The organism is Methylovulum sp. (assembly GCF_028687615.1).
Classification (GTDB): Bacteria; Pseudomonadota; Gammaproteobacteria; order Methylococcales; family Methylomonadaceae; genus Methylovulum.
Window position 1 is genome coordinate 1 of record NZ_JAQTZU010000006.1, and the last position, 25,049, is coordinate 25,049.

A 25,049-nucleotide genomic window follows, 5' to 3' on the forward strand; every position below is an offset into this window, starting at 1 on the left:
GACCTTAACCCTATCGAACACAAATGGGCGCAACTTAAATCCATCCGTAATAAGTTCCGATGTTCCGTTGACGACCTCTTCACTGAGGCAGTTACAGGACATCTTTTTATATCGGATTAGCTATATTTTTTTAGCCAAACGCCTACTTTAGCCTAAACTGGCCCAACTTCCTTCAATTGTAGTGCTTGTGCTAATTTAGTAAAAAAACATTACATTTTTTAGCCCTATCCAATATGTCTTCCATCATCCAATTTTTCCGCACCCATCCCCATCCGCGCCTGCTGGTTGCCGTCTCATTAGGCTTAATCTCCGGCTTTTTGCTCCCCGAACACTGGCGGTTAGTGACCCAAATCTTGATGGGCTGGAATATCATGGTGTGGTCTTATTTATCATTGATGGCTTGGTTGATGTTGAGGGCGGACCATGTGCGGGTGATCAAAATAGCCAATCAGGAAGATGAACACGGGGCAACAATTCTGGCGATGTTTTCGATTGCGACGGTAGCCAGTTTGGTGGCGATTATGCTGGAGTTGTCCACGCAAGAATTAACCCCAGGGCTTCGTTTATTCCATTATCTACTCACCGGCGCGACCATTATGGGCTCGTGGTTGTTCATTGGCGTGTTGTTTACGTTCCATTATTCACGCATGTATTACCTGTCCCCTACCTCGCACCGGGCTTTGCAATTTCCTGATGGTGAACAATCACCTGATTACTGGGATTTCTTGTATTTCGCCTTTACCATCGCGGTGGCGGCGCAAACAGCCGATGTGTCCGTCATGGGCCGCTCCCTCCGTAAAGTGGTGCTTGCCCAGTCGATACTCAGTTTTTTATTTAATGTCGCTATCATCGGCCTGTCAATCAATGTCATGGCAAGCTTGATTGGATAATGTGCTTTCAAAAACAAAAAATACGGATTTCAAGGTTACTAACGCGGTTTTATAGCTAAATCCCCCCCCGTTTTTCCTGGTTTTTACCCAAAATAGACGCAATTCTGGCGTAGTTTCGCCATACGCTTTAAATTCCAGGCGGGACAGGCCACGCGCCATTCTCTGGTGGCCTGTGCCAGACCACGCAAGAAAAACCGCCTGAAACCCCGCGCCGATTCAATGATGCCGCACAACGGCTCAACGGTGTGTTTCCGGTGTGCATAGGCCCCGCGCCCGGCTTTTGTTGTCAATTTATGGGCCATTTTTTGCAACGGCGCGGACTCCTGCGGCAACGGCCCGGGTGCTTCGAAACGGCCTTTCCGGTGCGGATGGGGTTCTTGCCTGGCGACGGCCAGTAACGGGTCGATACCCGCCGCTTCGCATAGAGCCGTATAAATCTGCATCAGCACAGACAGCGTAACAGCAAAAGCTGTTGGCGATTCAACATCGCCGCATTAATGATAGCTAAATTATAAAACACTAACCAGCACACAAGTCTATAAAAACAAATAAAAACAATGATTTATTTTTAATAAAAAACTTGGTGGTACGACCCTTGCTTAAGCGGTTTTGTCATCTGTTTATTTTTATCATTTCAAATTCACATCGCTTAAGAGGTTTTACATGCGTAAATTAGGGTTTCCCATCGCTGGACTGGCTGTCGTGTTGACCGGTTGTGCCAGTTTGCAGCCACAGGCTTTGCAATCCGCCGCTGATGCGCTGGATGCCACCAAGCTGAAATCCATTGAATTTTCAGGGACTGGACGATGGTTTCAGTTTGGCCAGGCACCGAATCCGGATTTGCCTTGGCCTCAGTTTGATGTCAGCCGTTATACCGCCGACATCAATTATGAAACGACCAGCGCACGAGTGCAGATCACGCGCAAGCAAACGGTTGAAGCAGGGCGGTTGCGTCCGGTTCCGGTTGAACAAAAGCCCGACCAGTATGTAAGCGGCGGTTATGCGTGGAATCTCGCGCCTCCTGCCAATGCGCCACAAGCTGCGCTGGTTGCAACAGCCCAACCACTGGCGGTTGAAGAACGCGTTGCCGAAATCTGGGCGACGCCGCAAGGTTTTTTGAAAGCCGCTGTTGCCCATCACGCGGCTTCACAAGCGGCTAACGGTGGTACGGAGGTGGCATTTACCATCGGCGACAAATATCGTTATATCGGCAGGATCAACGCCAAGAATCAAGTCGAGCGGGTGCAGACATGGATCGATAATCCGATTTTAGGCGATACTTTGATGGAAACGAAGTTTTCCGATTACCAGGATTTTGGCGGGGTGCAGTTTCCTGCCCATATCGAACGTAGCCAAGGTGGTTATCCGGTGCTGGATTTGAACGTGGCGGACGTAAAGTTGAACCCTGCGGTAGCTTTATCTGTGCCTGGCGATGTCAAAAACTTTACGTTTCCACCTGTCAAAGCCACCGCCCTTGCCGATGGCGTATTTTACCTGACGGGCGGCACCCACCATAGCGTCGCCATTGAACAGCAAGACCATGTCGTGGTTGTCGAAGCCCCGCTGAATGAAGGCCGTTCGTTGGCGGTCATCGCCAAAGTCAAAGAAATCATCCCCAACAAGCCAATCAAGTATTTGATAAACACCCACGCGCATTTCGATCATTCCGGCGGTTTGCGCACTTATGTCGATGAAGGCGCGACCATCGTGACGGCCCGGCAAAACCAGCCTTATTACGCACGGGCATGGACAGCGGCACGGACAATCAATCCTGACCGTTTGGCAAGGTCAAACAAAACAGCCAGCTTTGAAATCTTTACTGATAAACACGTTTTGTCTAATGGCGGGCGTTCGATTGAAATCCATTCTATTGCCGGTAACGGGCACAATGATGCTTTCGCATTGGTTTATCTCCCCGCTGAAAAAATCCTGATCGAAGCGGATGCTTACACGCCTGCCGCCGCGAATGTGCCAGCTCCTGCATCGCCCAATCCTTATTCGGTAAATCTGTACGAAAATATCCAAAAACTGGGGCTGGATGTCGATAAAATTGCCGCCTTACATGGGCCGCGAGTGGTGGCGTTATCCGATCTTCGGGCGGTTATCGGCTTGGCAAGGGCATCCCGCTGAGCTAAAGGGGAGATGAAAACATGTTGAAAGCCCCTAGATTACTGGCCTTGGCAATAAGCGGATGGCTTGCCGTGGCAACATCGGTTATTGCCGCGCAACTGGATCCCGCTTCAGTGGAATTCCAAACTCCGGCACAGGTCAAATGGGTCAGGAACGCAGCAGGCACTAACGAGCAGGCCGTCCTGTTTGGCGATCCGAATAAGCCAGGGCCTTATGTGGTGCGCATTAAATGGTTGCCCGGCCACATGAGCCGCCCGCATTTCCATCCTAACGACCGTTTCTTTGTGGTCATTTCAGGTACTTGGTGGATAGGGACTGGCGATAAGTTTGACCCTGAACAGACGGTTCCCGTACCAGCCGGAAGTTATGTGGTCCATCATGCCGGTCAGGTCCATTATGACGGTGCCAAAAACGAAGAAACCATTATCCAGGTGTCCGGCATCGGCCCTGCGACCAGTACACCGGCCGAGAAGCATTAAAGCCGCATCAATTGCCGCCCTCCGCACGAAGATAGCGATCCTAACATCCCGTCACGAAAACGTCGGCAGAATCCTAATCCATAGGTTTTTGCCGATTGCCTTGATAAAACCATCAAACCCACTTCTTTTTTCAGCAAATAACTATTGTTTTGCAACCGCAAGTTACGAAGCCCCCGTTTGCTTAGCTGTTTAGATCAGGGCATTGATTTATCTGCTTATTTATTAACAAAACTGTTGCTTGCCTATATGAATATCAACAGTACCTAGCTAGCCCGGTCTTTTTCTACACTAAAATTAACGTCCATTACAATCACAATTAGATTTTAATTTTTATATAAATCATAAGGTTATATTGTTATTCCGAAGATTTGTAAATAGTGGCACGGTAGCTGCTTAATCCCTAATGAAGGCCGCTATGCCATTAGGTATAAGCGTCCCAAGCATTCCAGCCATCATAAAGGAAACCGACCATGAAAAATTCCCCCAAACTGCTTTTGACCCTGCTGGTCCTCACGGTGCCGGTGGCCTTGGGCGCAAACAGCCCGCACGCCAATCATGCCGCTAAAGCACAAGAAAGCCAGGCCGCCGCCCCACGGCCCTACACAGCCAAAACCCCTAAGCTCAATAAAACCGAATTGGACGCTTGGTTGGCAAAACCGGGGCAATTGCTGCTGATTGATGTGCGCCGTCCTGAAGAAATTTCCGCAATTGGCGGTTTTGCCGCGTATTTGAGCGTCCAAGCCAATAGCATAGAACAAAGCTTGGCGTCCATCCCTAAAGACCGGGCCATTATCACCGTGTCCAACCACGCCGGACGTGCCGGTAAGGCGGCGGATTTGTTGGCGGCAAAAGGCTTTAACGTAGTCGGTGCGGTGGGGGCGCAAAACTATGAAGAAGAAGGTGGCAAACTGGTCAAGATTATTCCGCCAGCCCCCAAAGCCAGCACGGAAATCAAACCCAAGTCCTAACCGCCTTTATATTTGGAGCTTATCAATGAAAAATAAAATGAAAAATAAAATGAAAAATAAATTGTATCTTGCCATTTTGTTGGGGCTTGCCACGCCGATAGCACCGCAAGCCTGGGCTGCCGCAGATTTTTTCAATAATCCCGTGGGTGTCATTGGGGCAACCAAGCCAGTGGATTTGTTCAATACCCCCGTTGGAGTCATTGGTGCCAATGCTGAAAAAGCTAAAACTGAAACGCTTGCTGAAAATAAGGCTGGCGATGCCAAGCCGCCAGTCGCCACAAAATCCAACCATTGGGCTTACAAGCCAGTGAGCAGTCCTTCAGAGCCATCAGTAACTGATAAAAGTTGGGTGCGCAATCCCATTGATGCCTTTGTCTTGGCAAAATTGGAAGCCAAAGGCTTGAAACCCTCGCCTGATGCCGACCGTGCCGCTTTTATCCGTCGCGCAACCTTGGATGCCTGGGGCATTATCCCAACGCCTGAGCAAGTTAAGGATTTCGTCGAAGATACTGCGGCAAACGCTTACGAAAAGCTGGCTGACCGTTTGTTGTCATCGCCTAAATACGGCGAGCGCCAAGCGCGGCGTTGGTTGGATTTGGCCCGATATGCCGACAGCACCGGTTTCCAAAATGATGAAACCCGGCCTAATTTATGGCGTTACCGGGATTATGTGATTAATTCCTTCAACCAGGACAAGCCCTATTCCCGTTTCATCCGGGAACAATTGGCAGGTGATGAACTTTGGCCTGACAATCAGGAAGCCCTGATCGCCACCGGCTATATGGCGAATTTCCCGGACAACCACAACTCACGCGATTTGATCCAGAGAAAGTATCAAATCACCACCGACATCACCGATACCGTCGGCAAGGTGTTTTTGGCGCAGACGGTGGAATGCGCACGTTGCCACAACCACAAATTCGACAAGATCAGCCAAAAAGACTATTTCTCGCTGCAATCATTTTTTGCCAACCTCAGTGCGGTTGACAACATTCCTGCCGCCAAGAAAGGGGATGTTGAGCACAACTATGAAGCGGCATTAGCCAAGTGGGAAGAGGCGACCAAAGATATTCGCGCCAAACAAAAAACGATCCTCGATACCGTCAGGGAAAAAGCCGTCCAGCATCATAAAGAACGTTATTTGACCGATAGCCGGGAAGCGATTTTCAAACCCAAAGATCAGTGGAACGCACAGGACCGTTGGGTGAACCATCGTCTGGCCTTGGTTTCGGACGAGCAAAGCCTGGCGGCTTTTCTTAGGGACACAGCAGACAGCAAAGGCAATGACAAAAATTACAGCAAGGAAATTGTCGATAAATGGGCGCAATATGACAAGCTGGCTGAGGAGCTGAAGAAGTTTAACGATCTTAAGCCTAAATCCGGTTCGACTGAAATATCCGCGATGACCGAACTGGGTTATCCCGACGCTCCGCCTAGTTATGTATTTTTTGGCGGCGACCATGAAAAACCTTTGGAAGAAGTCAAGCCCGCATTCCCGGAAGCGATTACCGACGAGAAACCGGATATTAAACCCACGCCATTTTCATCCGGCAGACGCGCCGCGCTGGCAAATTGGATCGCCAGCGAGAAAAATCCTTTGACGGCACGAGTGTTCGTCAACCGGGTATGGGAAGAATATTTTGACCGTGGCATCGTCGAAACGGTCAGTGATTTCGGTAAAGCGGGGCAAAAACCCAGCAATCCTGAATTGCTCGACTATTTGGCAGATAACTTTATCAAGCAAGGTTGGAGTGTTAAGAAATTGCACCGCGATATTCTGTTATCCGGCGTTTATCGCCAGGCATCGGCCTATCGTGAAGACATCGCCAAAGCCGATCCTGAAAATAAATTATTGGCGGTTTTCCCCAGAAAACGTTTGGAAGCCGAACAAATCCGCGACTCCTTATTGGTGGCTTCTGGAAAACTTGAAGATAAAATCGGCGGGCCTAGTGTGTTCCCGCCCGTCCCTGCCAATTTGGGTGCCGGCAATCTGTGGCAAGTCTCTAAAGACGCCCAAGACCAAAACCGCCGTAGCTTATACATTTTCACCCGCCGCAGCGTGCCATATCCCTTGCTGGAAACTTTCAACATGGCTTCCGCACAGGAAGCGCACAGCAAACGTGATGTGACCACATCGCCATTGCAATCCTTGGCTTTGTTCAATAGCGACGTGGTGTTTGGGTGGTCGCAAGCATTGGCGGGCAGGGTGATCAACGAAGCGGGCAAGGATGAGGCCGCGCAATTGGATAGGCTGTATCAAATCTTGTTCGCCCGCAAAGCCTCCGATTCCGAAAAAACGTTGTTGCAAAAGTTTTTAGACCATCACGAAAAAACCGTCAGGGAAAAAACCTCGGAAGGTAAGTTTGCGGTCAGCATACCGACTGGACTGAAAGACAATCAGAAACTTGATCCTATCCGTGCCGCCGCGTTTGTAGATTTGGTGCACACGATTGCCAATTCCAACGAATTTATCTACCGCTTCTAACGATATATCACTTTATTAAGAGGAAACTGACATGAACAACCAACCACGTAGAGATTTTTTATTGAAAGCAGGCTATGGACTAGGTGGGCTGGCATTAAGCGGCTTAGTCCCTGGCATTGGCGGGGGCTTTGTTTCCAGTGCCCTGGCGGCAGATTTGCTTGACCCGCTAGCCCCCAAACAGGCGCATTTTCCAGGCAAAGTTAAATCCGTCATTTGGCTGCATCAGCACGGCGCGCCCAGCACCTTGGATTTGTATGATTACAAGCCGGAACTGGTCAAGTTGGCAGGGCAAGAAGTCCCCGCTTCATTCCTGAAAGGCATCAAAACCAGTACCCAAGGGGGATTGGGTAAATTGTTCGCCTCGAACCGTACCTGGAAACAGTATGGACAAAGTGGCGCGTGGTTTTCCGATTTGTTGCCGAATCTGGCGCAACATGCCGATGACATCGCCTTTATCAAATCCAGCGTTACCGTAGGCGCCACCCATGATATTTCCATACTCAAGCTCAACTCAGGCGGCTTGAACCCTGGTCGTCCGACGCTAGGGGCATGGGTACAATACGCTTTAGGTTCTGCGAACCACGATCTCCCTGCTTATGTCGTCCTTTACAACGGCAAAAAAGAACCGACTGGCGGGTCAATTAACTGGAGTTCAGGTTTTTTGCCTGCCGTTTACCAAGGTACCGCGTTCCGTTCGGGTAAATCGCCCATCCTGCATTTGGAGCGTCCCGAATTGGTTGCCGCATCACAACAGCATGAAAATCTGGGTTTGTTAAAGCAATTAAATGAACTAAAAGACCAAGCTTATCCTCAAGACACCGAGTTGCAAGCCCGTGTCCGCGCCTACGAATTGGCCGAACGTATGCAAACTTCGGCACCGGAAGCGGTTGATTTGAGCAAAGAGTCAGACGCGACGAAAGCCCTGTATGGCTTGAACGATGAAACCACCAAAGAATACGGCACCAACTTGCTACGCGCCCGGCGTTTGGTGGAACGCGGTGTACGTTTTATCCAGGTGGTCAGCGGCCCGGTGGATGTGGACGGTGACGAAAGGAACTGGGATGCCCACACCAAGCTGGAAGAAAACCACGGCAAACATGCCCGCATCGTCGATAAACCGATTGCCGGTTTGCTGGCTGACCTTAAAGCCTTGGGTCTGCTGGATTCAACACTGGTGGTGTGGACATCTGAATTTGGTCGCACCTCTTGGGGTGAAAGCGGTACGGGACGTGACCATAATGCCTGGGGCTACACACAGTGGCTGGCAGGCGGCGGTGTCAAGGCCGGGACAACTTACGGTGCAACCGATGAGATTGGTTTGCAAGTGGCGGACAAATCCCAGGCGGTTGACACCTACGATTTGCATGCGACCGTCTTGCACCAAATGGGTTTGGACCATTTGAAACTGGTCTACAAATACCAAGGCCGCTCCGAACGTCCGACCGTGGTTTATGGTAAGGTTATTAAAGAGCTTATTGCTTAGGTTCCGTTGATTCCCAAACAAAAGAGCGTAGGTAGGGTTAGCGTCAGCGTAACCCGACATTTGGGTGCTCGTCAGGTTACGCCATCGCTACCAACAGTAGGCGCATTAGGCGACCAGACCTACAAATTCATTCGTAAGCAATTGTTTTATTTTGATTAAAACCATTAACTTAAGGAATAAGCATTAATATTCATGTGGTTACAATATGGTTTTCAATCGTAGGTCGGGTTAGCGATAGCGTAACCCGACGTATCAGCACCCAAATGTCGGGTTACGCTGACGCTAACCCGACCTACGAATTCGTAATACCTTGTTTAAATTACATTAAATCCTTAACTTAATGGCAGTGACGGCCTAGATTTGGGAATGGATAAATACAGAATTTATGGCGGGGTGGAAGCCGCCTTTTTAAGGATCAGAAAATATGCGTAAGACGATTAAGCTCTGCGGAATTATGCTTGTATTGGTAACGGGTATTGTGTACGCCGAAGCCGAATTCGATTTTGAGGAGCTGATGGAAACAATAGATACAAACTCCCATAACCTGCAAGACAACATCAGCAACAAAAATACCGAGGGTACGGTTGCCCTTGCCAAAGAGATGCAAAACTCCTTCAAGTTGGTTGAGGGTTATTTTGAAAAACGAGGCGATGCCGCCGATGCCGTGACCGATGCGAAACGCTATGAAAACATGGCGGCGGAAATCGTCAAATTTGTCGAAGCCAATGATTTTGAAGCCGCTTCCAACAAAGCCATCGAAATTTCCAAGGCTTGCGACACGGCCTGCCATGACACTTACAAACCACTTTAAAAGGATAGCAAGCCATGAAAAAAATCTTCTTGATCGCTCTTTTGGCAGGTATGGCCTTATCGGTTCAGGCGGCGTTGCAAGTAGGGGACACCGCCCCTGATTTTAATGCCCAAGCCTCACTGGCAGGCAAAACCTTGGATTACTCATTGCAAGCCGCCCTGAAAAAAGGCCCGGTGGTCGTTTATTTCTACCCATCGGCATATACCAATGGCTGCAATCTGCAGGCGCATACCTTTGCCGTCAATCACGACAAATTCGCCGCTCTTGGCACCAGCATTGTCGGTGTCTCGCTAGATGATATAAAGCGGCTGAATGATTTTTCTGCCGACCCTGAATTTTGCGCAGGCAAATTTCCGGTGGCCTCCGATGCCGATGGCAAAATCAGCAAAGCCTATGGCCTGAGTATCCGCGACGCGACGCCCGGCAAAAAAGACAGCCGGGGACAAGACATCAACCACGGTTTTGCCGAACGCACCACGTTTGTGGTCACGCCCGACGGCAAAATTGCCGCCAGTATCGGCGGCCTTAAGGCCAAGGAAAACGTTGATAAAACGCTGGAGCTTATCGAAAAGCTCCATAAGGCGAATTAACAGGCGGGAGTCCGTTTTTCGTTTTATCTAAAACCCAATACCTAAGCCCGTATTATTGTAGGGCTGTCTTAATTCAACTGTTTCATGTTAGTACCTCGCTTAAGCAAGGACGCTTTTTTTTATTTTATTTTATCTTTCCCACGCTCTGCGTCACTGCCATTAAGTTAATGGATTTAATGTAATTTAAACAAGGTATTATGAATTCGTAGGTCGGGTTAGCGTCAGCGTAACCCGACATTTTGTGCTGATTACGTCGGGTTACGCTATCGCTAACCCGACCTACGATTGAAAACTGGGGCACAAGAAACCTGACAGGTCTTGATCCGCGAATTTATTCCCTGCGGAAGTTATTTTATCTTTCCCACGCTCTGCGTGGGAATGCAGCCTGAACCGCTCTGCGGTTCGGGACGCGGAGCGTCCCCAACTGGGTTCCCACGCAGAACGTACCCGCAGGGCATAAAGCGGAAGTTATTTTTTTGCCATATCCTAAGCCTTTTTTCATGCCGATTAACCGTGTATATTTGGGGTTTGTGTGGTCAACGCGTAAGATCAACACCCATATCCAACAAAAAATTGTCAACATAAATAAATGAAGGTAGAAAACCCGTTGGGACATCAACAAAACACGTCGGTACAAACATCATCCCGTTGGTTAATTTGGGTATTTTTGCTGTGCTGTGCTATGGCGGTTTTTTTTATATCCCGTTATTTTCAAACGCAAGAAGCGCAGATAAAAATTGACAAACAGGGCAAAAACCCAGCGGCAGTCGTTGTAAAAACGGCTTGGCAAGGTGAATTGCCCGTTTATTTGAGCGGTTTAGGCACGGTCACGGGTTTGCGCACGGTCACGGTAAAACCGCGCGTTGATGGTGAATTGATCCGCGTCCATTTTAAGGAAGGGACGTTTGTCAAGGCGGGGGATTTGTTGGCGGAAATCGACCCGCGCCCGTTCCAGGTCCAGCTTATGCAAGCCGAAGGCCAGCTCATGCGCGATGAAGCCTTGTTGAAAAATGCCCAACTGGATTCGCAGCGTTACCAAACCTTGTTGGCGCAAGATTCCATCGCCGCGCAACAAGTGGCGACCCAAGCGGCCTTGGTCGAACAATACCAGGGCATTGTCGCCACCGATAAAGGCTTGGTGGCCAATGCCAAACTCCAATTGAATTATGCCAAAATCATCGCGCCGATCAGCGGGCGTTTGGGCTTGCGCGGCGTCGATCAAGGCAATGTTGTCAAGGCCGCCGACCCGAACGGCCTGGTCGTCATCACCCAAACCCAACCGATAGCGGTGGTGTTTACGCTGCCCGAAGACCAAATTCCGGCGGTGATGAAACACCCTCAAACGGGCAAGGCTTTGGTGGTTGAAGCCTACGACCGTAGCGGCAAAATCCTGTTGGCCCAGGGGGAACTGCTGGCGGTTGATAACCAAATTGACGTGAATTCGGGCACGGTGAAATTGAAAGCGCAATTCGCCAATGAAAACAGCGGTTTATTCGCCAATCAGTTTGTCAACATTAAAATGCAAGTGGAAACTTTGCACAAAGCCATCATTGTTTCCAGTGCGGCCATCCAATCGGGCAATGCCGGCCCGTTTGTGTATGTGGTCAAGGACAGCGAAACCGCCACCGTGCGTCCGGTCAAGCTGGGCGCGGTGCATGGGGAAACGGTGGCGGTGCTGGAAGGTTTGCAAGCCGGGGAGTTGGTGGTGGTCGAAGGGGCCGACAAATTGCGCGAAAATGCCCAGGTCAAATTAATAGACCGTGCTGCCCCAGAAGCTGTTGTGCGATGAACCCTTCCAGGCCGTTTATCTTACGTCCGATTGCCACCTCCTTATTGATGCTGGCGTTGTTGCTGGTGGGCTTGTTGGCGTATCGGGAACTCCCCATTTCGGCCTTGCCGCAAGTGGAATACCCGACCATCCAGGTGGTTACTTTATACCCTGGAGCCAGCCAGGACGTGATGTCTTCCCTAGTCACCGCGCCGCTGGAGCGGCAATTGGGGCAATTGCCAGGTTTGGCACAGATGTCCTCGACCAGTTCGTCCGGCGCATCGGTGGTGGTCTTGAAATTCATTTTGGCTTTGGACATCGACATCGCCGAGCAACAAGTGCAGGCCGCCTTGAACGCCGCCGCCAGTTTCCTGCCCAATGATTTGCCGATGCCGCCGATTTACAGCAAAGTCAATCCGGCCGATGCGCCGATCATGACCTTGGCGGTCAGTTCCAAAACCCTGCCCTTGACCAAAGTGGAAGATTTGGTGGACACCCGTTTGGCGCAGAAATTGTCGCAATTGTCCGGCGTGGGTTTGGTCAGCATCAGTGGCGGGCAACGTCCGGCGATGCGTATCCAGGCCAATCCCAAAGCCCTGTCGGCTTACGGCCTGAGCCTGGAAAACCTGCGCCTAAGCATCACCGCCGCCAACGCCAACCAACCTAAAGGCATGTTCGACGGTGCGTCCCGTTCGGTGACGATAGATGCCAATGACCAATTAAAAACCGTCGCCGACTACCAATCATTGGTCATCGCTTATCGGGACGGCAGGCCCGTGTTGCTGTCCGATGTCGCCGAGATTAAGGAAGATGCCGAAAATGTCCGTTTGGCGGCCTGGGCCAACCAAACGGCGGCGGTGATTGTCAATATCCAACGCCAACCGGGCAGCAACGTCATAGCGGTGGTCGATAGGATCAAAGCCTTGTTGCCACAATTGCAGGAATCCTTGCCCAATGGCTTGGATGTCGCCGTCATGAGTGACCGCACCACCACCATCCGGGCGTCGGTGGCGGATGTGCAAAGCGAGTTGTTGCTGGCTTTGGTTTTAGTGATAGCGGTGATTTTCCTGTTTTTGCGTAATGTCTCCGCCACCGCCATCCCCAGCGTGGTGGTGCCATTGTCGTTGGTGGGGACGTTCGCGTTCATGTATCTGGCAGGGTTCAGCGTCAACAACCTGACCTTGATGGCCTTGACCATCGCCGCCGGCTTTGTGGTCGATGATGCGATTGTGGTCATCGAAAACATAAGCCGCTATCTGGAAGAAGGCGAGCCACCTTTGCAAGCGGCCTTGAAAGGCTCGGCGCAAATCGGCTTCACGATCATCTCGCTGACTTTTTCTTTGGTGGCGGTGCTGATTCCATTGTTGTTCATGGGCGATGTGGTCGGGCGTTTGTTCCGTGAATTTGCCGTGACCCTGGCGGTGGCGATTTTGTTGTCGGCGGTCATTTCCTTGACGCTGACCCCGATGATGTGCGCGAAAATGCTCCGCCCTGTCGATGAAAGGCGGGCAGGGCGGTTTTATCGCGTCAGCGGGAGTTGGCTGGATGCCATGAGCCACGCTTATGGGGCTTTGTTGCGGGTGGTGTTGCGCCATCAGGGTTTGACGCTAATCGGGGCGGCGTTGACTTTGGTGCTGACGGTGGTGTTGTATGTCGGCATTCCCAAAGGTTTTTTCCCTGTCCAGGACACCGGGGCCATCCAAGGCATCACCGAAGCCCCGCAAAGCATCGCGTTCAAAGCGATGGCGGAGCGCCAACAAGCAGTGGTTGCGGCGGTGCTGCAAGACCCGGCAGTGGCTAGTGTCACCTCGCTGATCGGTGTCGATGGGGTCAATCCGACCTTGAACACCGCCCGTTTGCAAATCAACCTGAAACCTTTGGCAGAACGCAAGCTCAGTGCCACGGCGGTTATCCAGCGTCTGCAACAAGCCTTGCAGGCCGTGCCGGGCATCAGCACCTACTTGCAACCCGTGCAGGATTTGACCATCGAAAACCGCATCAGCCGCACCCAATACCAATTCACCTTGCAAGCCGTTGACCAACAAGAACTGAACCGCTGGGCCGGGTTGCTGGTTGGCAAGCTGCAAACATCGCCGATTTTTGCCGATGTCGCCAGCGATGTCCAAGACCAAGGCTTGCAAGCTTTTGTGGACGTTGACCGTAGCCGGGCCAGTAGTTTGGGGATTTCGATGGCGACCATCGACAACGTGCTTTACAACGCGTTCGGGCAGCGGCAGGTGTCAACGCTGTTCACGCAATCCAACCAATACCGCGTAGTGCTTGAAACCAAACCGGAATTCCGCAATAGCATCGCCGCGCTCAATGACCTGCATATTCCGTCCGGCAACGGCACACAAGTGCCATTATCGGCGATAGCCACGGTGTCCGAACGTCTCGCACCGTTGGTGGTGAACCATTTGGCGCAATTTCCGGCGGCAACCCTTTCTTTTAATCTGGCTCCAGGCGCCTTTTTGAGTGGCGCCGTGGCGGCGATAACACAGGCTAAACAGGACATTGCCTTGCCAGTCAGCGTGCAAACCGGATTCCAAGGTGCGACCGAAGCCTTCAGCGCGTCATTGTCCGGCACCGTATGGTTGATTGTCGCCGCGATAGTCACGGTGTATATCGTGTTGGGCGTGCTTTATGAAAGCTATATCCATCCGGTCACGATCCTGTCAACCCTGCCCTCGGCGGGTGTCGGTGCGTTGTTGGCATTGTGGGTGTCCGGTAATGATTTGGGCATCATCGGCATTATCGGCATCATTTTGTTGATCGGCATCGTCAAGAAAAACGCCATCATGATGATAGATTTTGCCTTGGAAGCCGAACGCAAGGAAGGCAAAGCACCGTATGAGGCGATTTATCAGGCCTGTTTGCTGCGTTTTCGGCCCATCATGATGACCACGATGGCGGCCTTGCTCAGCGCCTTGCCGTTGATGCTCGGCAGCGGTGTGGGTTCGGAGCTGCGCCATCCTTTAGGCATTACGATGGTGGGCGGTTTGGTGTTCAGCCAAGTGTTGACTTTGTTCACCACGCCGGTGATTTATCTGGCGTTTGACCGCTTGAGGCGGCGTTTTAATAGGTAATACCCAAAGGTTTAACCATGCCATTTTCCGCTTATTTTATCAGCCGTCCGGTCGCCACTACGTTGTTGACCTTAGGGATGGCGTTGGCGGGTGCATTGGCGTTTTTCCAATTGCCCGTCGCGGCCTTGCCGCAGGTGGACTTTCCGTCCATTTCCGTGCGCGCCACTTTGCCGGGGGCCAGCCCGGAAACGATGGCCTCCAGCGTGGCGACCCCGTTGGAGCGGACATTGGGGCATATCGCCGGGATCACCGAAATGGTCTCGTCCAGCGGTTTCGGCTCTACGGAAATTAACCTGCAATTTGCTTTGGACCGTGATTTTGATGGCGCATCGCGTGATGTCCAGGCCGCCATCAATGCCGCCAGCAGTTTGTTGCCCGGTGCCTTGCCGTCACGGCCCAGTTATCGCCGCAACAACCCCAGCGACACGCCGTTGATGATCCTGGCCTTGACCTCCGATGTCCTGGATCGTCCGCAATTGTTTGATGTGGCATCGACGGTGATCGCCCAAAAAGTCTCGCAAATTGACGGCATGGGGCAGGTGACGGTACGCGGCAGTTCCTTGCCTGCCGTCAGGATAGAACTCAATCCCGACGCGTTGGCAAAATACGGGGTCAGTTTTGCCGATGTCCGTGCGGCGATAGCCGCCACTAATGTCAACCGTCCGAAAGGGACACTGGAAGATGACGAACGGCATTGGCAAATCGCCGTCAATGACCAGGCGCAAACCGCCGTCGATTATTTGCCGCTCATCATCACTTACCAAAACGGTGCACCGATACGGCTCACGGATGTGGGCAAGGTGATGGATTCTGCGGAAAATCTGGGCAACTCCGGTTTTTTGGACGGCAAACCCGGCGTGATGCTGGCGTTGTTCAAGCAAGACCGGGGCAATGTCATCGAAACGGTGGCGAAAGTCAAAGCGGTTTTGCCGTACTTGCAGGCTTCGCTGCCGCCGTCGGTGGATTTGACGGTGGCGATGGACCGCTCGGAATTCATCCGCTCCGCTTTGCACGAGGTGGAACTGACGTTAATGATCGCCGTGGTTTTGGTGATCGCGGTGGTGTTTGTGTTTTTACGCAATGTGCGCTCGGCGATGATCCCGATGGTCACCGTGCCGGTGTCCTTGATAGCTACGTTTGGACTCATGCACTTGGCCCATTTCAGCCTGAATTTGTTGTCGATGATGGCCTTGACGGTGGCGACAGGGTTTGTCGTGGACGATGCCATTGTTGTGGTGGAAAACACCAACCGCCATATCGGACGGGGCGTGGCGCCGAAACAAGCGGCTTTGTTGGCGATAGGCGAAGTCGGTTTTACCGTGCTGACCATGAGTTTGTCGTTGATTGCCGTGTTCATCCCCATCTTATTGATGGATGGCATTGTCGGACGCTTGTTTAGGGAATTTGGCCTGACCTTATCCGCCGCCGTGCTGGTGTCCTTATGGGTGTCGTTCACGACCACGCCTATGCTGTGCGCCCATTGGCTCAAGCCATTAAGTCAAAAACCTGATGTTGAGCCGGATGGTGCAGGGGGATTTAATCGAATTTTGGTAGCTTACGATAAATCCTTGGCATGGGCGTTGCAGAATCGGCGCAGTGTTTTGGTGCTGCTGGGCCTGGTTGTGGCGTTGAACGTGCATTTGTATTCGATTATCCCCAAAGGCTTTTTTCCCGAACAGGATACAGGTAGGTTGCTGGGCGGCATCCAGGGCGAGCAGACCATCTCTTCACGGGCGATGCAGGACAAGCTCGCGACGATTGTCGGCATCATCAGAAAAGACCCGAATGTGGTTTCGGTGTTCGGTTCGACCGAAGGCGACCGCGCCAACAACGGGCGGTTGTTCGTGATGCTCAAACCATTATCGGAGCGTGGTCTGTCAGCCGCCGCCCTGATGGCGAAATTCCGTAAACAATTCGCCGATTTGCCGGGCGTAAGCGTGTATTTACGGCCCGCACAAGAATTGCGGATCGGTGGCAGGCCATCACCCGCAACTTACGAATATGCCCTGCAAGCGGATGACCTGGATGAGCTTAAAATTTGGACACCGAAAATTGTCAAGACCTTGCAACTATTGCCTGAACTCACGGATGTCAATACCGACCAGCAGGATAAAGGCCAACAAGTGTCGCTGCAAATTGACAAGGCCGCCGCTGCCCGCTTCGGTGTCAGCCAGACCTTGATTGATTCAACGCTCAACGATGCCTTTGGGCAACGGCAGGTATCGGTGGTTTATATGCCGTTCAACCAGTACCACGTCGTCATGGAAGCCTCACCGGAATATGCACAAAATCCCGAAGCCTTGAACCGTATTTACTTGAGTGTGCCTTCCGGCGTAGCCCAACCCACCGGAGCTAAAGTGCCGTTGTCGGCGGTCAGCAGCTATCAGTTGGGCAACCGGGCTTTGTCGGTCAACCATCAGGATCAGTTCCCGACCGCGACCATCTCTTTCAACTTGGCCCCCGGCGTGTCATTGTCAAAGGCTAGGGCAGCGATACATGAAGCCTTGGACACCTTAGGCGTGCCGTCTTCGGTGCATGGCAGTTTCCAAGGTTCGGCGAAAGAATTTGAGAAAACCTTGGCAAACCAGCCGTGGCTGGTGTTATCGGCGATAGTGGCGATTTATATTGTTTTGGGCATACTTTACGAAAGTTACATCCATCCGTTGACCATTTTATCGACCCTGCCATCAGCGGGGGTCGGGGCGATATTGGCGTTGTGGTTGTTCGGCACAGAATTCAGCATCATTGCCTTGATCGGCGTGATCCTGCTGATCGGCATCGTCCAAAAGAACGCCATCATGATGATAGATTTTGCCATCACTGCCGAACGCAACAGCGGCATCAGTGCCGAAGCAGCCATCCGCGAAGCCTGCCATCTGCGTTTCAGGCCGATCTTGATGACCACGTTCGGCGCGTTGCTGGCGGCAATACCGCTGGCTTTTGGCAGCGGTTATGGTTCGGAATTGCTGCAACCTTTGGGGATAGCGATTATTGGCGGTTTAGTGACCAGCCAATTGTTGACCTTATATTCCACGCCGGTCATTTATCTGTATCTGGATCGTTGCCAGTCTGGGTGGCATACGCGAAAATCCCGAAAAACCAACATCTTAGAAAGCTTGTGAGTAAATATTTCAACCTGTTCCATTGGCTGCGCCTCACGCCCTTGCTGCTGGCGGCCTGCACGCTAGGCCCGGATTACCGGCGTCCAGCCAGCACCGTATCCAAGCAGTTCAAAGAGCTGAAAGGCTGGACGCAGGCACAGCCGCGCGACCATGAATTGTCCGGGCAATGGTGGGAGTTGTTTGCCGACCCGTATTTAAACGGTTTGGAGCGGCAAGTCACCGTCGCCAACCAAACCATTGCCCAAGCCGAAGCCCAATATCGACAGGCGCAGGCCTTGGTGCAAACGGCCCGTTCGGCTTATTTCCCGACGCTTAACGCCACCGCCACCGCCAACCGTTTTCGTGCCGCTGGCGGGCAGAACCTGGTGGTTTCAGGGGTGCGGAATTTGTTCGGCGGTGCGTTAAGCGTCGCGTGGGAGCCGGATTTATGGGGCAGGGTGCGCCGCCAAGTGGAAGCCAGCACCAGCACAGCCCAGGCCAATGCGGCGACCTTGCAAGCCTTGAAACTGTCCACGCAAGCAGCCCTGGCGCAAAATTATTTCCAATTGCGGGCCTTGGATGCACAAATAAAATTGCTCAATGATACCGTCACGGCCTATCAGAAAACCCTGGCCATTATCCAAAACCGCTACAACGCCGGGGTGGTCGCCAAAGCCGATGTCGTGCAGGCGCAAACGCAACTGGAATCGACCCGCGCCCAAGGGTTGGATTTAGGCATCCAACGTTCGCAATTGGAACATGCCATCGCCTTGTTGGTCGGCAAAACGCCCGCACAACTGACGATTGCCGCCGGTCCGCCCAGCAAAACCGTGCCGTCCGTGCCGTTGTATTTACCGTCACAATTATTGGAGCGGCGTCCTGACATTGCCGCCGCCGAACGCCTGACCGCCGCCGCCAACGCCCAAATCGGCGTGGCGCGGGCGGCTTATTTCCCGCGTCTGAACCTTGCCACCACGGACGGGACGCAAGCGAATGATGTCAATAATTTGTTCACCACCGCCGCCAATTACTGGGCGTTAGGCCCGGCGGCCTTGGCGTTGCCGCTGCTGGATGGTGGCTCACGTAGCGCCCAAGTGACCGCCGCCGTCAATAACCATCAGGCCGCTGCCGCCGCTTATCGGCAAGCGGTGTTGGTGGGGTTCCAGGAAGTCGAAGATGGCTTGTCGGCATTGCGGATTTTGGCGCAAGAAATTGACGTGCAAAACAAGGCGGTGGCATCCGCACGGCAAGCGGTCGAATTGACGGTCAACCAATACAAAGCCGGTACGGTCAGCTATGTCAATGTCATGACCGCGCAAGCCAATGCCTTGAGCAATGAGCAAACCGCCGTGGATTTGCAAGGCCAGCGTTTGACCGCCAGCGTCCAACTGATCAAAGCCTTAGGTGGCGGCTGGCAGACAGCAGCTTTGCCTAAAGCCAATCAGGTCGATGGCGACACAGCGTGGACACGGTTTCTGCCGTGTCAATTACCGTGCAAAACCTACCCGTAAGTTCGGGAGCCAGGCTTGGGAGAGCGTCTAATCCCCCTTGGGTAGGAGTAGGCCGGAATAAGCCTATCCGCGCACTCGCGCAGGATAGGCGTTTCCGGCACTTTGGCTAATCCCCCTGGATAGGGAGGTCGTAACATTTTGAAATTAAGGCGGTTTTAACTGCGGCATGGAACGAGTGCCGGCGGCTGGGTTTTTCTTGCGAAGAACGCCAGCCCTGCTAAATTTACTTACCAACGCGGTTTATACGGTTCAATAAATCTTCTGGTTTTATCGTGAAAAAATCTTCTGGCGGCGCCATGCACTCGGATACATATTTTTGCGTCCAGATGACCAATTGTTGAAGGACGGGCAATAAGTCAGCCCCTTTAGGCGTTAAAAAATATTCATAACGCACCGGTTTATCCTGATAAGGCCGTTTCACCAACAGGCCGTTTTCTTCCAATTCACGCAGGCGGTTGGCGAGGATGTTGGTAGGTATCCCTTCCGAAGAAGCCTGAAAATCGCAATACTTGCTTTTACCCAAACACATGTCGCGGATAATGATCAGGCTCCATTTATCCCCAATGAATTCAAGGGCAATGGAAAGCGGGCATTTTGAGCGGTAATTTTGTGTTTCCGTTTTCATTATTAACGTAGTACTTCCAATATGAATAGACACTTGTAAAAAACAAGTTTATATGTAAAAATCCTATCACTTGCAATAAGCAAGTGATAAATCATTTAACCCCGGGAGCCCCCAAATGAAACTGTACTATTTTCCTCTATCCCCCAATTCCCGCCGTGTCATTGCAGTCCTGCACCAGTTAAATTTGGCCTGTGAACTACAGGCGGTCGATTTGATAAAAGGCGAGCAATTGCAAGCGGAATTCCTGAATTTAAACCCTAACCACATGATACCAACGCTGGTCGATGGGGATTTTGTACTTTGGGAATCCAACGCCATTATGCAGTACCTGTGTTCCAAAGTACCAGACAATTCTCTGTTGCCGGCCGACCCTAAGCTACATGCAGATGTCAGCCGCTGGCAGTTTTGGCAAACCGCACATTTTGGCAGGGCTTGCGGCGTATTTATTTTTGAAAACATCCTTAAAGGCGCGTTAAATTTGGGTGAACCTGACGCCCAAGAATTGGCGAAAGGGGCCGACAGTTTCCACCGTTTTGCAAAAATTTTGGAAGACCATCTAACAGGCCGTAAGTGGTTGGTTGGCGAGACGTTTACCCTGGCTGATTTTTCAGTCGGCTCGTTTTTGGATTTGGCCCAAATGGCGCATTATCCACTCGACGGTTACGTCGAAATTAGCCGTTGGTACAAGGCTATCGAACAAATCCCCGCGTGGCAAAGTTCTGCACCGGCGAAATTTGCCTAAGGAAAGAGCTAAAAATAACTGCCTTTAATATCATTGAAAGCCTCAACCTGGCAGGTTTTTGAAACCTGCCAGGTTTTACTTGGGATTTGTTATTAATTGTTTCATCGGTGCGGCGATGAATCAGGAGCCAACGAAGCCGAAGTTTTTGCCAAGAAGTTTTTCGTCAATTACCCCATCGTGTTGGCGGCCAGTACGATGTCAAGCGACGCATATCCCATGCTGTTAAATTGGCATTTTCTAATGCACCTTTAATTTTTTCCTGCCAAAATACCCGTCATTTCTTATCTGGCCCACTCCTTTTTAATTACGTGATCAGACACAAAGCATGTAAAAACGCCCTAACCCTACACACCCAGGCCAGCTTTTTCAGGTAGTGTTTGAATTAAAACTGATTTCAGGGTGTTAGGAAGCGGGTCAGAGCATTGTGTTTGTGGAGTACGAACTTAAGTTTGTAATCCGCAACAGTTAAATTACCAGCATTACCATTTTTTCAAAAAGGTAAATTGTTTCCACCTCTAATGAAAGGGAATTGGTGGATTTGAATGCCTTGAAACACCCAAAAATTATCATCAGTGACTTATGCGAATAAACGCTTGGAAGCAATATGGCTATTAAACATTTTTATCAATTAGCATTGGTTGCCGGATTGTTTTTTTTGACAAAATGGCTTCCTAGCCAATCGCTTGACGAACAGCGGACGGTCTTTTTGCGGGCTGAAAAATTGCTGGAGCAGGGGAATGATGCGGCATTTTTGGAATTGGGGGAAACACTGGCCGATTATCCGCTATATCCTTATTTGCAATACGAGTGGCTTAAAAAACATTTGCAGAAAACCGATAAGGTCACGGAGTTTTTGACGCGCTATGCACAGACGCGCCACGCGCCGTTGCTACGTGCGAAATGGTTGGATTATTTGGCGAAACATGGGCGTTGGCAGGAATTTGTCGACTATTATCAGGGTACTGAAAACCCTTCCCGCGAATGCTATTACTACTGGGCTTTGCACGAAACGGGCAAAAAAGAGCAGGCCTTGCATGAGGCCAAACGATTGTGGCTGACAGGTGCGAGCCAACCGCCAGCCTGTGATGACTTGTTGGCTGAGTTTATTAAATCACCGGAATTCAATCAGGATTGGGTTTGGCAACGTTTTAGCTTGGCGGTGAATCAGGAAAATTGGCCGTTGGTCGAGTATTTGCGGCGTATGCTGGATAAGCCGGGTCAAAAAAACGCTGATTTTTGGCTGCAAGTTTATAAAAAACCGTATCTTGTCAAGGACAGCGGTTTGTGGATGGGGGCCGATGCGATGACCGGACGCATTTTTGCCGAAGGTATCGCAAGACTGGCACAAATCGATGTGGATTTGGCATTGCTGCTTTGGGACGGGCGCAAACACTATTTGGCAATTGACAAGCAAACGCTGGATAAGACCGATAATAAGCTGGCGATGATATTGTTCAACCATCAGGACAGCCGCGCTTACCGGCGTTTGCAACAAGTGTCCGGGCCTGACGGGAAAGTGCGCGAGGCCAAGGTGAGGGCGGCTTTGTTGGAAGGGGATTGGCAGCATGTCGGTGACGCGCTCGCGTCTTTGCCTTGGGAGCAGCAGCATGAACCAACTTGGCAATATTGGCGGGCGCGGGTTTTGGAAATGATGGGGAATGCCGAAGAAGCCAAGAAAATTTACTTGCAATTGGCAGATGACAGAAGTTTTTATGGTTTTTTAGCCGCAGATAAGCTGGGTAACGGCTATACTATTAGCGATAAACCTGTTTTGATTGCCGACGGGAAAATGGAAGCATTGCTTAAGCAAACCAATTTTAAGGCGATACAAGAATGGCGGTCGTTGAACCGGGATTTGGAGGCGCGTCGGCAATGGTGGTTTGCAATAGAGCGTCTTGACAAGCAGCAACTCAGGGTTGCCGCTAAACTCGCCCAACAATGGCAATGGGACCAGGTTGCCATTATGACCTTAGTCAAAGCCGATTATTGGGATGATTTAGGTCTGCGCTTTCCATTGCGCTATGTCGATGAAGTGCGGCGTAACGCCACACAGCAAAGCCTGGATCCGGCCATTATTTTTGGCTTGATGCGGCAGGAAAGCCTGCTCGACAGCAATGCGGTGTCGCCGGTCGGGGCGAAAGGTTTAATGCAGCTTATGCCCGCCACGGCAGGGCAAATAGCAGGTAAACTGGATGAAACCTGGCATACGGACAGCCAATTGTTCAATCCTGAAGTGAATATCCGCTACGGTAGCCATTATTTTGCAGAACTCTTGCAGCGTTTTAACGGGCATGTCGCGCTGGCGGCGGCGGCCTATAATGCCGGGCCAAACCGGGTGGCGAAATGGTTGCCAGTCAATCGGAATATGCCTGCAGATATTTGGGTGGAAACCATTCCATTTAAAGAAACCCGCAAATATGTCACGTCAGTATTGGCATACGCCATTATTTATCAACAACGACTACAAACTGACGCGTTAAAAATAAAAAATATGCTGGCGGAATTACGGGGAAAATAAAATTAGAGCTGATTTTTTGCAAGCTATGTTAGATAATATGCGGTTATATAATAAGTATAACCACTGATGGCATAAGGATACAAAATGGGGAAAAAGCATAGTTTTACGCGTGAAGAATTGTTAATGTCGGGAAGAGGGGAATTATACGGCCCTAAAAACGCGCAATTGCCTTTACCCAATATGCTTATGATGGATAGGATTACTCTTATTACTGATGAAGGCGGTCTATATGGCAAAGGCGAAATCATTGCGGAACTCGACATTACGCCGGACTTATGGTTTTTTGCCTGTCATTTTCAAGGCGATCCGGTAATGCCAGGTTGTTTGGGCTTAGATGCCATGTGGCAATTGGTCGGTTTTTACCTCTGTTGGATGGGCGGGCCGGGTAAAGGCCGGGCCTTGGGCGTTGGGGAAGTCAAGTTTACCGGCCAAGTGTTGCCGACAGCGAAAAAAGTCACCTATCGCGTCAACCTCAAGCGTGTCATCATGCGCAAGCTGGTCATGGGCATTGCCGATGCGACGATGGATGTTGACGGCAAAGTCATTTATGAAGCAACTGATTTACGGGTTGGTTTATTTACATCTACTGAAGATTTCTAGAGGCTATAGCAATGAGAAGAGTCGTGGTAACCGGTTTAGGAATTGTTTCCAGCATCGGCAACAACCAAACAGAGGTTATCGGTTCCCTACGGGAGGGCCGTTCAGGAATCGTATTTGCAGAAATTTACAAGGAATTGGGCTTCCGTTGCCAAATCCACGGTGCTATATCCATAGATTGCGATGCGTTTATCGACCGTAAGATCAAACGCTTCATGGGTGATGGCGCGGCATTCAATTACATCGCCATGCAGCAGGCGATTGCCGATTCAGGCTTGGAAGACTCTGACGTTTCCAATGTCAGGACGGGCTTGGTGATGGGTTCCGGCGGGCCGTCCACTTCCAATTTGGTTGAAGCCGCCGATATTTTGCGTAGCAAGGGCGTAAAAAAAGTCGGGCCTTATATGGTTCCCCGTGCCATGTCCAGCACCAACACCGCTTGCTTGGCGACCCCCTATAAAATCAAAGGCGTCAATTATTCGATCACCTCGGCCTGTGCGACCAGTGCGCATTGTATCGGCCATGCGATGGAATTGATCCAAATGGGCAAACAAGACATTGTCTTTGCCGGCGGCGGCGAAGAAGTGCATTGGACTATGTCGGTCTTGTTTGACGCGATGGGGGCGATGTCTTCCAAATATAACGACACGCCAACTACAGCGTCCAGGCCTTATGACCACAGCCGCGACGGTTTTGTCATTTCCGGCGGCGGCGGGGTGCTGGTCATTGAAGAATTGGAACATGCCAAAGCCCGTGGCGCGAAAATCTACGCCGAATTGACCGGCTATGGCGCAACTTCCGATGGGTACGACATGGTGCAACCCTCTGGCGAAGGTGCCGTGCGTTGTATGCAGCAAGCGATGGCGACTGTCCACAATAAAATTGACTACATCAATGCCCACGGTACCAGCACACCAGTCGGCGACACCAAAGAATTGGGCGCGTTACGCACCGTGTTTGCTGAAGAAAACATGCCGTGGGTCAGTTCCACCAAGTCCTTGACCGGACATGCGCTAGGTGCGGCAGGTGTCAACGAAGCGATTTATTCTTTATTGATGATGCAAGAAAATTTCTTGAGCGCGTCTGCCAATATCACGGACTTGGATGCCGATGCCATTGGTATCCCCATCGTCCGTGAACGCCAGGATAACATCACCCTCAACACTGTCATGTCCAACAGCTTCGGCTTCGGCGGCACTAACGCCACGTTGATTTTCGAACGCTACCACGGCTAAAAAACCCTCAGCCACGGGGTTTGGCGGCAA

18 protein-coding genes are annotated in these 25,049 nt (G+C 51.3%); 16 read left to right on the forward strand and 2 right to left on the reverse strand.

The annotated features are described in order from the left end of the window. Positions 1-233: 233 nt before the first annotated feature. The gene (locus PHH59_RS04715) at positions 234-890 is read left to right on the forward strand and encodes a DUF1345 domain-containing protein (RefSeq protein WP_300012010.1); all 657 of its coding nucleotides are present in this window, start codon (positions 234-236) and stop codon (positions 888-890) included. Positions 891-973: 83 nt separating this feature from the next. On the opposite strand, the gene PHH59_RS04720 is transcribed toward PHH59_RS04715, so the two are convergent. Then, a complete protein-coding gene (locus PHH59_RS04720; protein WP_300012013.1) occupies positions 974-1,333 on the reverse strand; it encodes a transposase in 360 nt (119 codons plus the stop codon). A gap of 220 nt (positions 1,334-1,553) precedes the next feature. Here PHH59_RS04720 and PHH59_RS04725 point away from each other — a divergent pair, with 220 nt between their 5' ends. The 11 genes from PHH59_RS04725 (at position 1,554) to PHH59_RS04775 (ending at position 19,302) form a co-directional block, all read left to right on the forward strand. Beyond that, on the forward strand, positions 1,554-3,020 hold the full coding sequence (locus PHH59_RS04725) for an MBL fold metallo-hydrolase (protein WP_300012015.1): 1,467 nt from the start codon (positions 1,554-1,556) through the stop codon (positions 3,018-3,020). A 20-nt stretch (positions 3,021-3,040) separates the two neighbouring features. Continuing rightward, the gene (locus PHH59_RS04730; RefSeq protein WP_300012018.1) at positions 3,041-3,499 is read left to right on the forward strand and encodes a cupin domain-containing protein; all 459 of its coding nucleotides are present in this window, start codon (positions 3,041-3,043) and stop codon (positions 3,497-3,499) included. A 470-nt stretch (positions 3,500-3,969) separates the two neighbouring features. Further along, positions 3,970-4,467 carry a rhodanese-like domain-containing protein gene (locus PHH59_RS04735; protein WP_300012021.1) on the forward strand — a complete coding sequence of 166 codons (498 nt, stop codon included), beginning with the start codon at positions 3,970-3,972 and terminating at the stop codon, positions 4,465-4,467. A gap of 49 nt (positions 4,468-4,516) precedes the next feature. After that, positions 4,517-6,952: a DUF1549 and DUF1553 domain-containing protein gene (locus PHH59_RS04740; RefSeq protein WP_300012024.1), complete on the forward strand. Its 2,436-nt coding sequence runs from the start codon at positions 4,517-4,519 to the stop codon at positions 6,950-6,952. A 31-nt stretch (positions 6,953-6,983) separates the two neighbouring features. Further along, positions 6,984-8,435: a DUF1501 domain-containing protein gene (locus PHH59_RS04745; RefSeq protein ID WP_300012026.1), complete on the forward strand. Its 1,452-nt coding sequence runs from the start codon at positions 6,984-6,986 to the stop codon at positions 8,433-8,435. Positions 8,436-8,889: 454 nt separating this feature from the next. Continuing rightward, positions 8,890-9,246 (forward strand): hypothetical protein, encoded by a 357-nt coding sequence (locus tag PHH59_RS04750; RefSeq protein ID WP_300012029.1) that lies wholly within the window; start codon positions 8,890-8,892, stop codon positions 9,244-9,246. A gap of 14 nt (positions 9,247-9,260) precedes the next feature. Continuing rightward, positions 9,261-9,836: a peroxiredoxin gene (locus PHH59_RS04755; RefSeq protein ID WP_300012032.1), complete on the forward strand. Its 576-nt coding sequence runs from the start codon at positions 9,261-9,263 to the stop codon at positions 9,834-9,836. A 589-nt stretch (positions 9,837-10,425) separates the two neighbouring features. After that, complete coding sequence (locus tag PHH59_RS04760; RefSeq protein ID WP_300012035.1) at positions 10,426-11,625, forward strand: MdtA/MuxA family multidrug efflux RND transporter periplasmic adaptor subunit; 1,200 nt, start codon at positions 10,426-10,428, stop codon at positions 11,623-11,625. Further along, complete coding sequence (locus tag PHH59_RS04765) at positions 11,622-14,690, forward strand: MdtB/MuxB family multidrug efflux RND transporter permease subunit (protein ID WP_300012038.1); 3,069 nt, start codon at positions 11,622-11,624, stop codon at positions 14,688-14,690. The genes PHH59_RS04760 and PHH59_RS04765 overlap by 4 nt, the downstream gene beginning before the upstream one ends. A gap of 17 nt (positions 14,691-14,707) precedes the next feature. Further along, positions 14,708-17,812 (forward strand): efflux RND transporter permease subunit, encoded by a 3,105-nt coding sequence (locus PHH59_RS04770; protein WP_300012041.1) that lies wholly within the window; start codon positions 14,708-14,710, stop codon positions 17,810-17,812. Then, positions 17,809-19,302, forward strand: a complete 1,494-nt coding sequence (locus PHH59_RS04775) for an efflux transporter outer membrane subunit (RefSeq protein WP_300012044.1) — start codon at positions 17,809-17,811, stop codon at positions 19,300-19,302. The genes PHH59_RS04770 and PHH59_RS04775 overlap by 4 nt, the downstream gene beginning before the upstream one ends. 223 nt (positions 19,303-19,525) lie before the next feature. Here the strand turns inward: PHH59_RS04775 and PHH59_RS04780 are convergent, their stop codons facing one another. Further along, positions 19,526-19,927: a helix-turn-helix domain-containing protein gene (locus PHH59_RS04780; RefSeq protein WP_300012047.1), complete on the reverse strand. Its 402-nt coding sequence runs from the start codon at positions 19,925-19,927 to the stop codon at positions 19,526-19,528. A gap of 115 nt (positions 19,928-20,042) precedes the next feature. On the opposite strand from PHH59_RS04780, the gene PHH59_RS04785 reads away from it, so the two are divergent. The 4 genes from PHH59_RS04785 to fabB all read left to right on the forward strand — a co-directional run bounded on the left by PHH59_RS04785 (position 20,043) and on the right by fabB (position 25,019). Further along, complete coding sequence (locus PHH59_RS04785) at positions 20,043-20,669, forward strand: glutathione S-transferase family protein (protein ID WP_300012050.1); 627 nt, start codon at positions 20,043-20,045, stop codon at positions 20,667-20,669. A gap of 604 nt (positions 20,670-21,273) precedes the next feature. Continuing rightward, complete coding sequence (locus PHH59_RS04790) at positions 21,274-23,187, forward strand: transglycosylase SLT domain-containing protein (protein ID WP_300012053.1); 1,914 nt, start codon at positions 21,274-21,276, stop codon at positions 23,185-23,187. Positions 23,188-23,271: 84 nt separating this feature from the next. Continuing rightward, the gene (gene fabA / locus PHH59_RS04795; RefSeq protein WP_300012056.1) at positions 23,272-23,787 is read left to right on the forward strand and encodes a 3-hydroxyacyl-[acyl-carrier-protein] dehydratase FabA; all 516 of its coding nucleotides are present in this window, start codon (positions 23,272-23,274) and stop codon (positions 23,785-23,787) included. Between the two features lie 11 nt (positions 23,788-23,798). Continuing rightward, positions 23,799-25,019, forward strand: a complete 1,221-nt coding sequence (gene fabB, locus PHH59_RS04800; RefSeq protein ID WP_300012059.1) for a beta-ketoacyl-ACP synthase I — start codon at positions 23,799-23,801, stop codon at positions 25,017-25,019. Positions 25,020-25,049: the final 30 nt, after the last annotated feature.

Bases quoted from the DNA above. Each gene is read 5' to 3' on its own strand.
- PHH59_RS04780 (WP_300012047.1), bottom strand. From the start codon at position 19,927: ATGAAAACGGAAACACAAAATTACCGCTCAAAATGCCCGCTTTCCATT.
- PHH59_RS04765 (WP_300012038.1), top strand. From the start codon at position 11,622: ATGAACCCTTCCAGGCCGTTTATCTTACGTCCGATTGCCACCTCCTTA.
- PHH59_RS04720 (WP_300012013.1), bottom strand. From the start codon at position 1,333: ATGCAGATTTATACGGCTCTATGCGAAGCGGCGGGTATCGACCCGTTA.
- PHH59_RS04755 (WP_300012032.1), top strand. From the start codon at position 9,261: ATGAAAAAAATCTTCTTGATCGCTCTTTTGGCAGGTATGGCCTTATCG.
- PHH59_RS04770 (WP_300012041.1), top strand. From the start codon at position 14,708: ATGCCATTTTCCGCTTATTTTATCAGCCGTCCGGTCGCCACTACGTTG.
- PHH59_RS04715 (WP_300012010.1), top strand. From the start codon at position 234: ATGTCTTCCATCATCCAATTTTTCCGCACCCATCCCCATCCGCGCCTG.
- PHH59_RS04735 (WP_300012021.1), top strand. From the start codon at position 3,970: ATGAAAAATTCCCCCAAACTGCTTTTGACCCTGCTGGTCCTCACGGTG.
- PHH59_RS04725 (WP_300012015.1), top strand. From the start codon at position 1,554: ATGCGTAAATTAGGGTTTCCCATCGCTGGACTGGCTGTCGTGTTGACC.
- PHH59_RS04760 (WP_300012035.1), top strand. From the start codon at position 10,426: ATGAAGGTAGAAAACCCGTTGGGACATCAACAAAACACGTCGGTACAA.
- PHH59_RS04730 (WP_300012018.1), top strand. From the start codon at position 3,041: ATGTTGAAAGCCCCTAGATTACTGGCCTTGGCAATAAGCGGATGGCTT.
- PHH59_RS04740 (WP_300012024.1), top strand. From the start codon at position 4,517: ATGAAAAATAAATTGTATCTTGCCATTTTGTTGGGGCTTGCCACGCCG.
- fabA (WP_300012056.1), top strand. From the start codon at position 23,272: ATGGGGAAAAAGCATAGTTTTACGCGTGAAGAATTGTTAATGTCGGGA.
- PHH59_RS04790 (WP_300012053.1), top strand. From the start codon at position 21,274: ATGGCTATTAAACATTTTTATCAATTAGCATTGGTTGCCGGATTGTTT.
- PHH59_RS04745 (WP_300012026.1), top strand. From the start codon at position 6,984: ATGAACAACCAACCACGTAGAGATTTTTTATTGAAAGCAGGCTATGGA.
- PHH59_RS04750 (WP_300012029.1), top strand. From the start codon at position 8,890: ATGCTTGTATTGGTAACGGGTATTGTGTACGCCGAAGCCGAATTCGAT.
- PHH59_RS04785 (WP_300012050.1), top strand. From the start codon at position 20,043: ATGAAACTGTACTATTTTCCTCTATCCCCCAATTCCCGCCGTGTCATT.
- fabB (WP_300012059.1), top strand. From the start codon at position 23,799: ATGAGAAGAGTCGTGGTAACCGGTTTAGGAATTGTTTCCAGCATCGGC.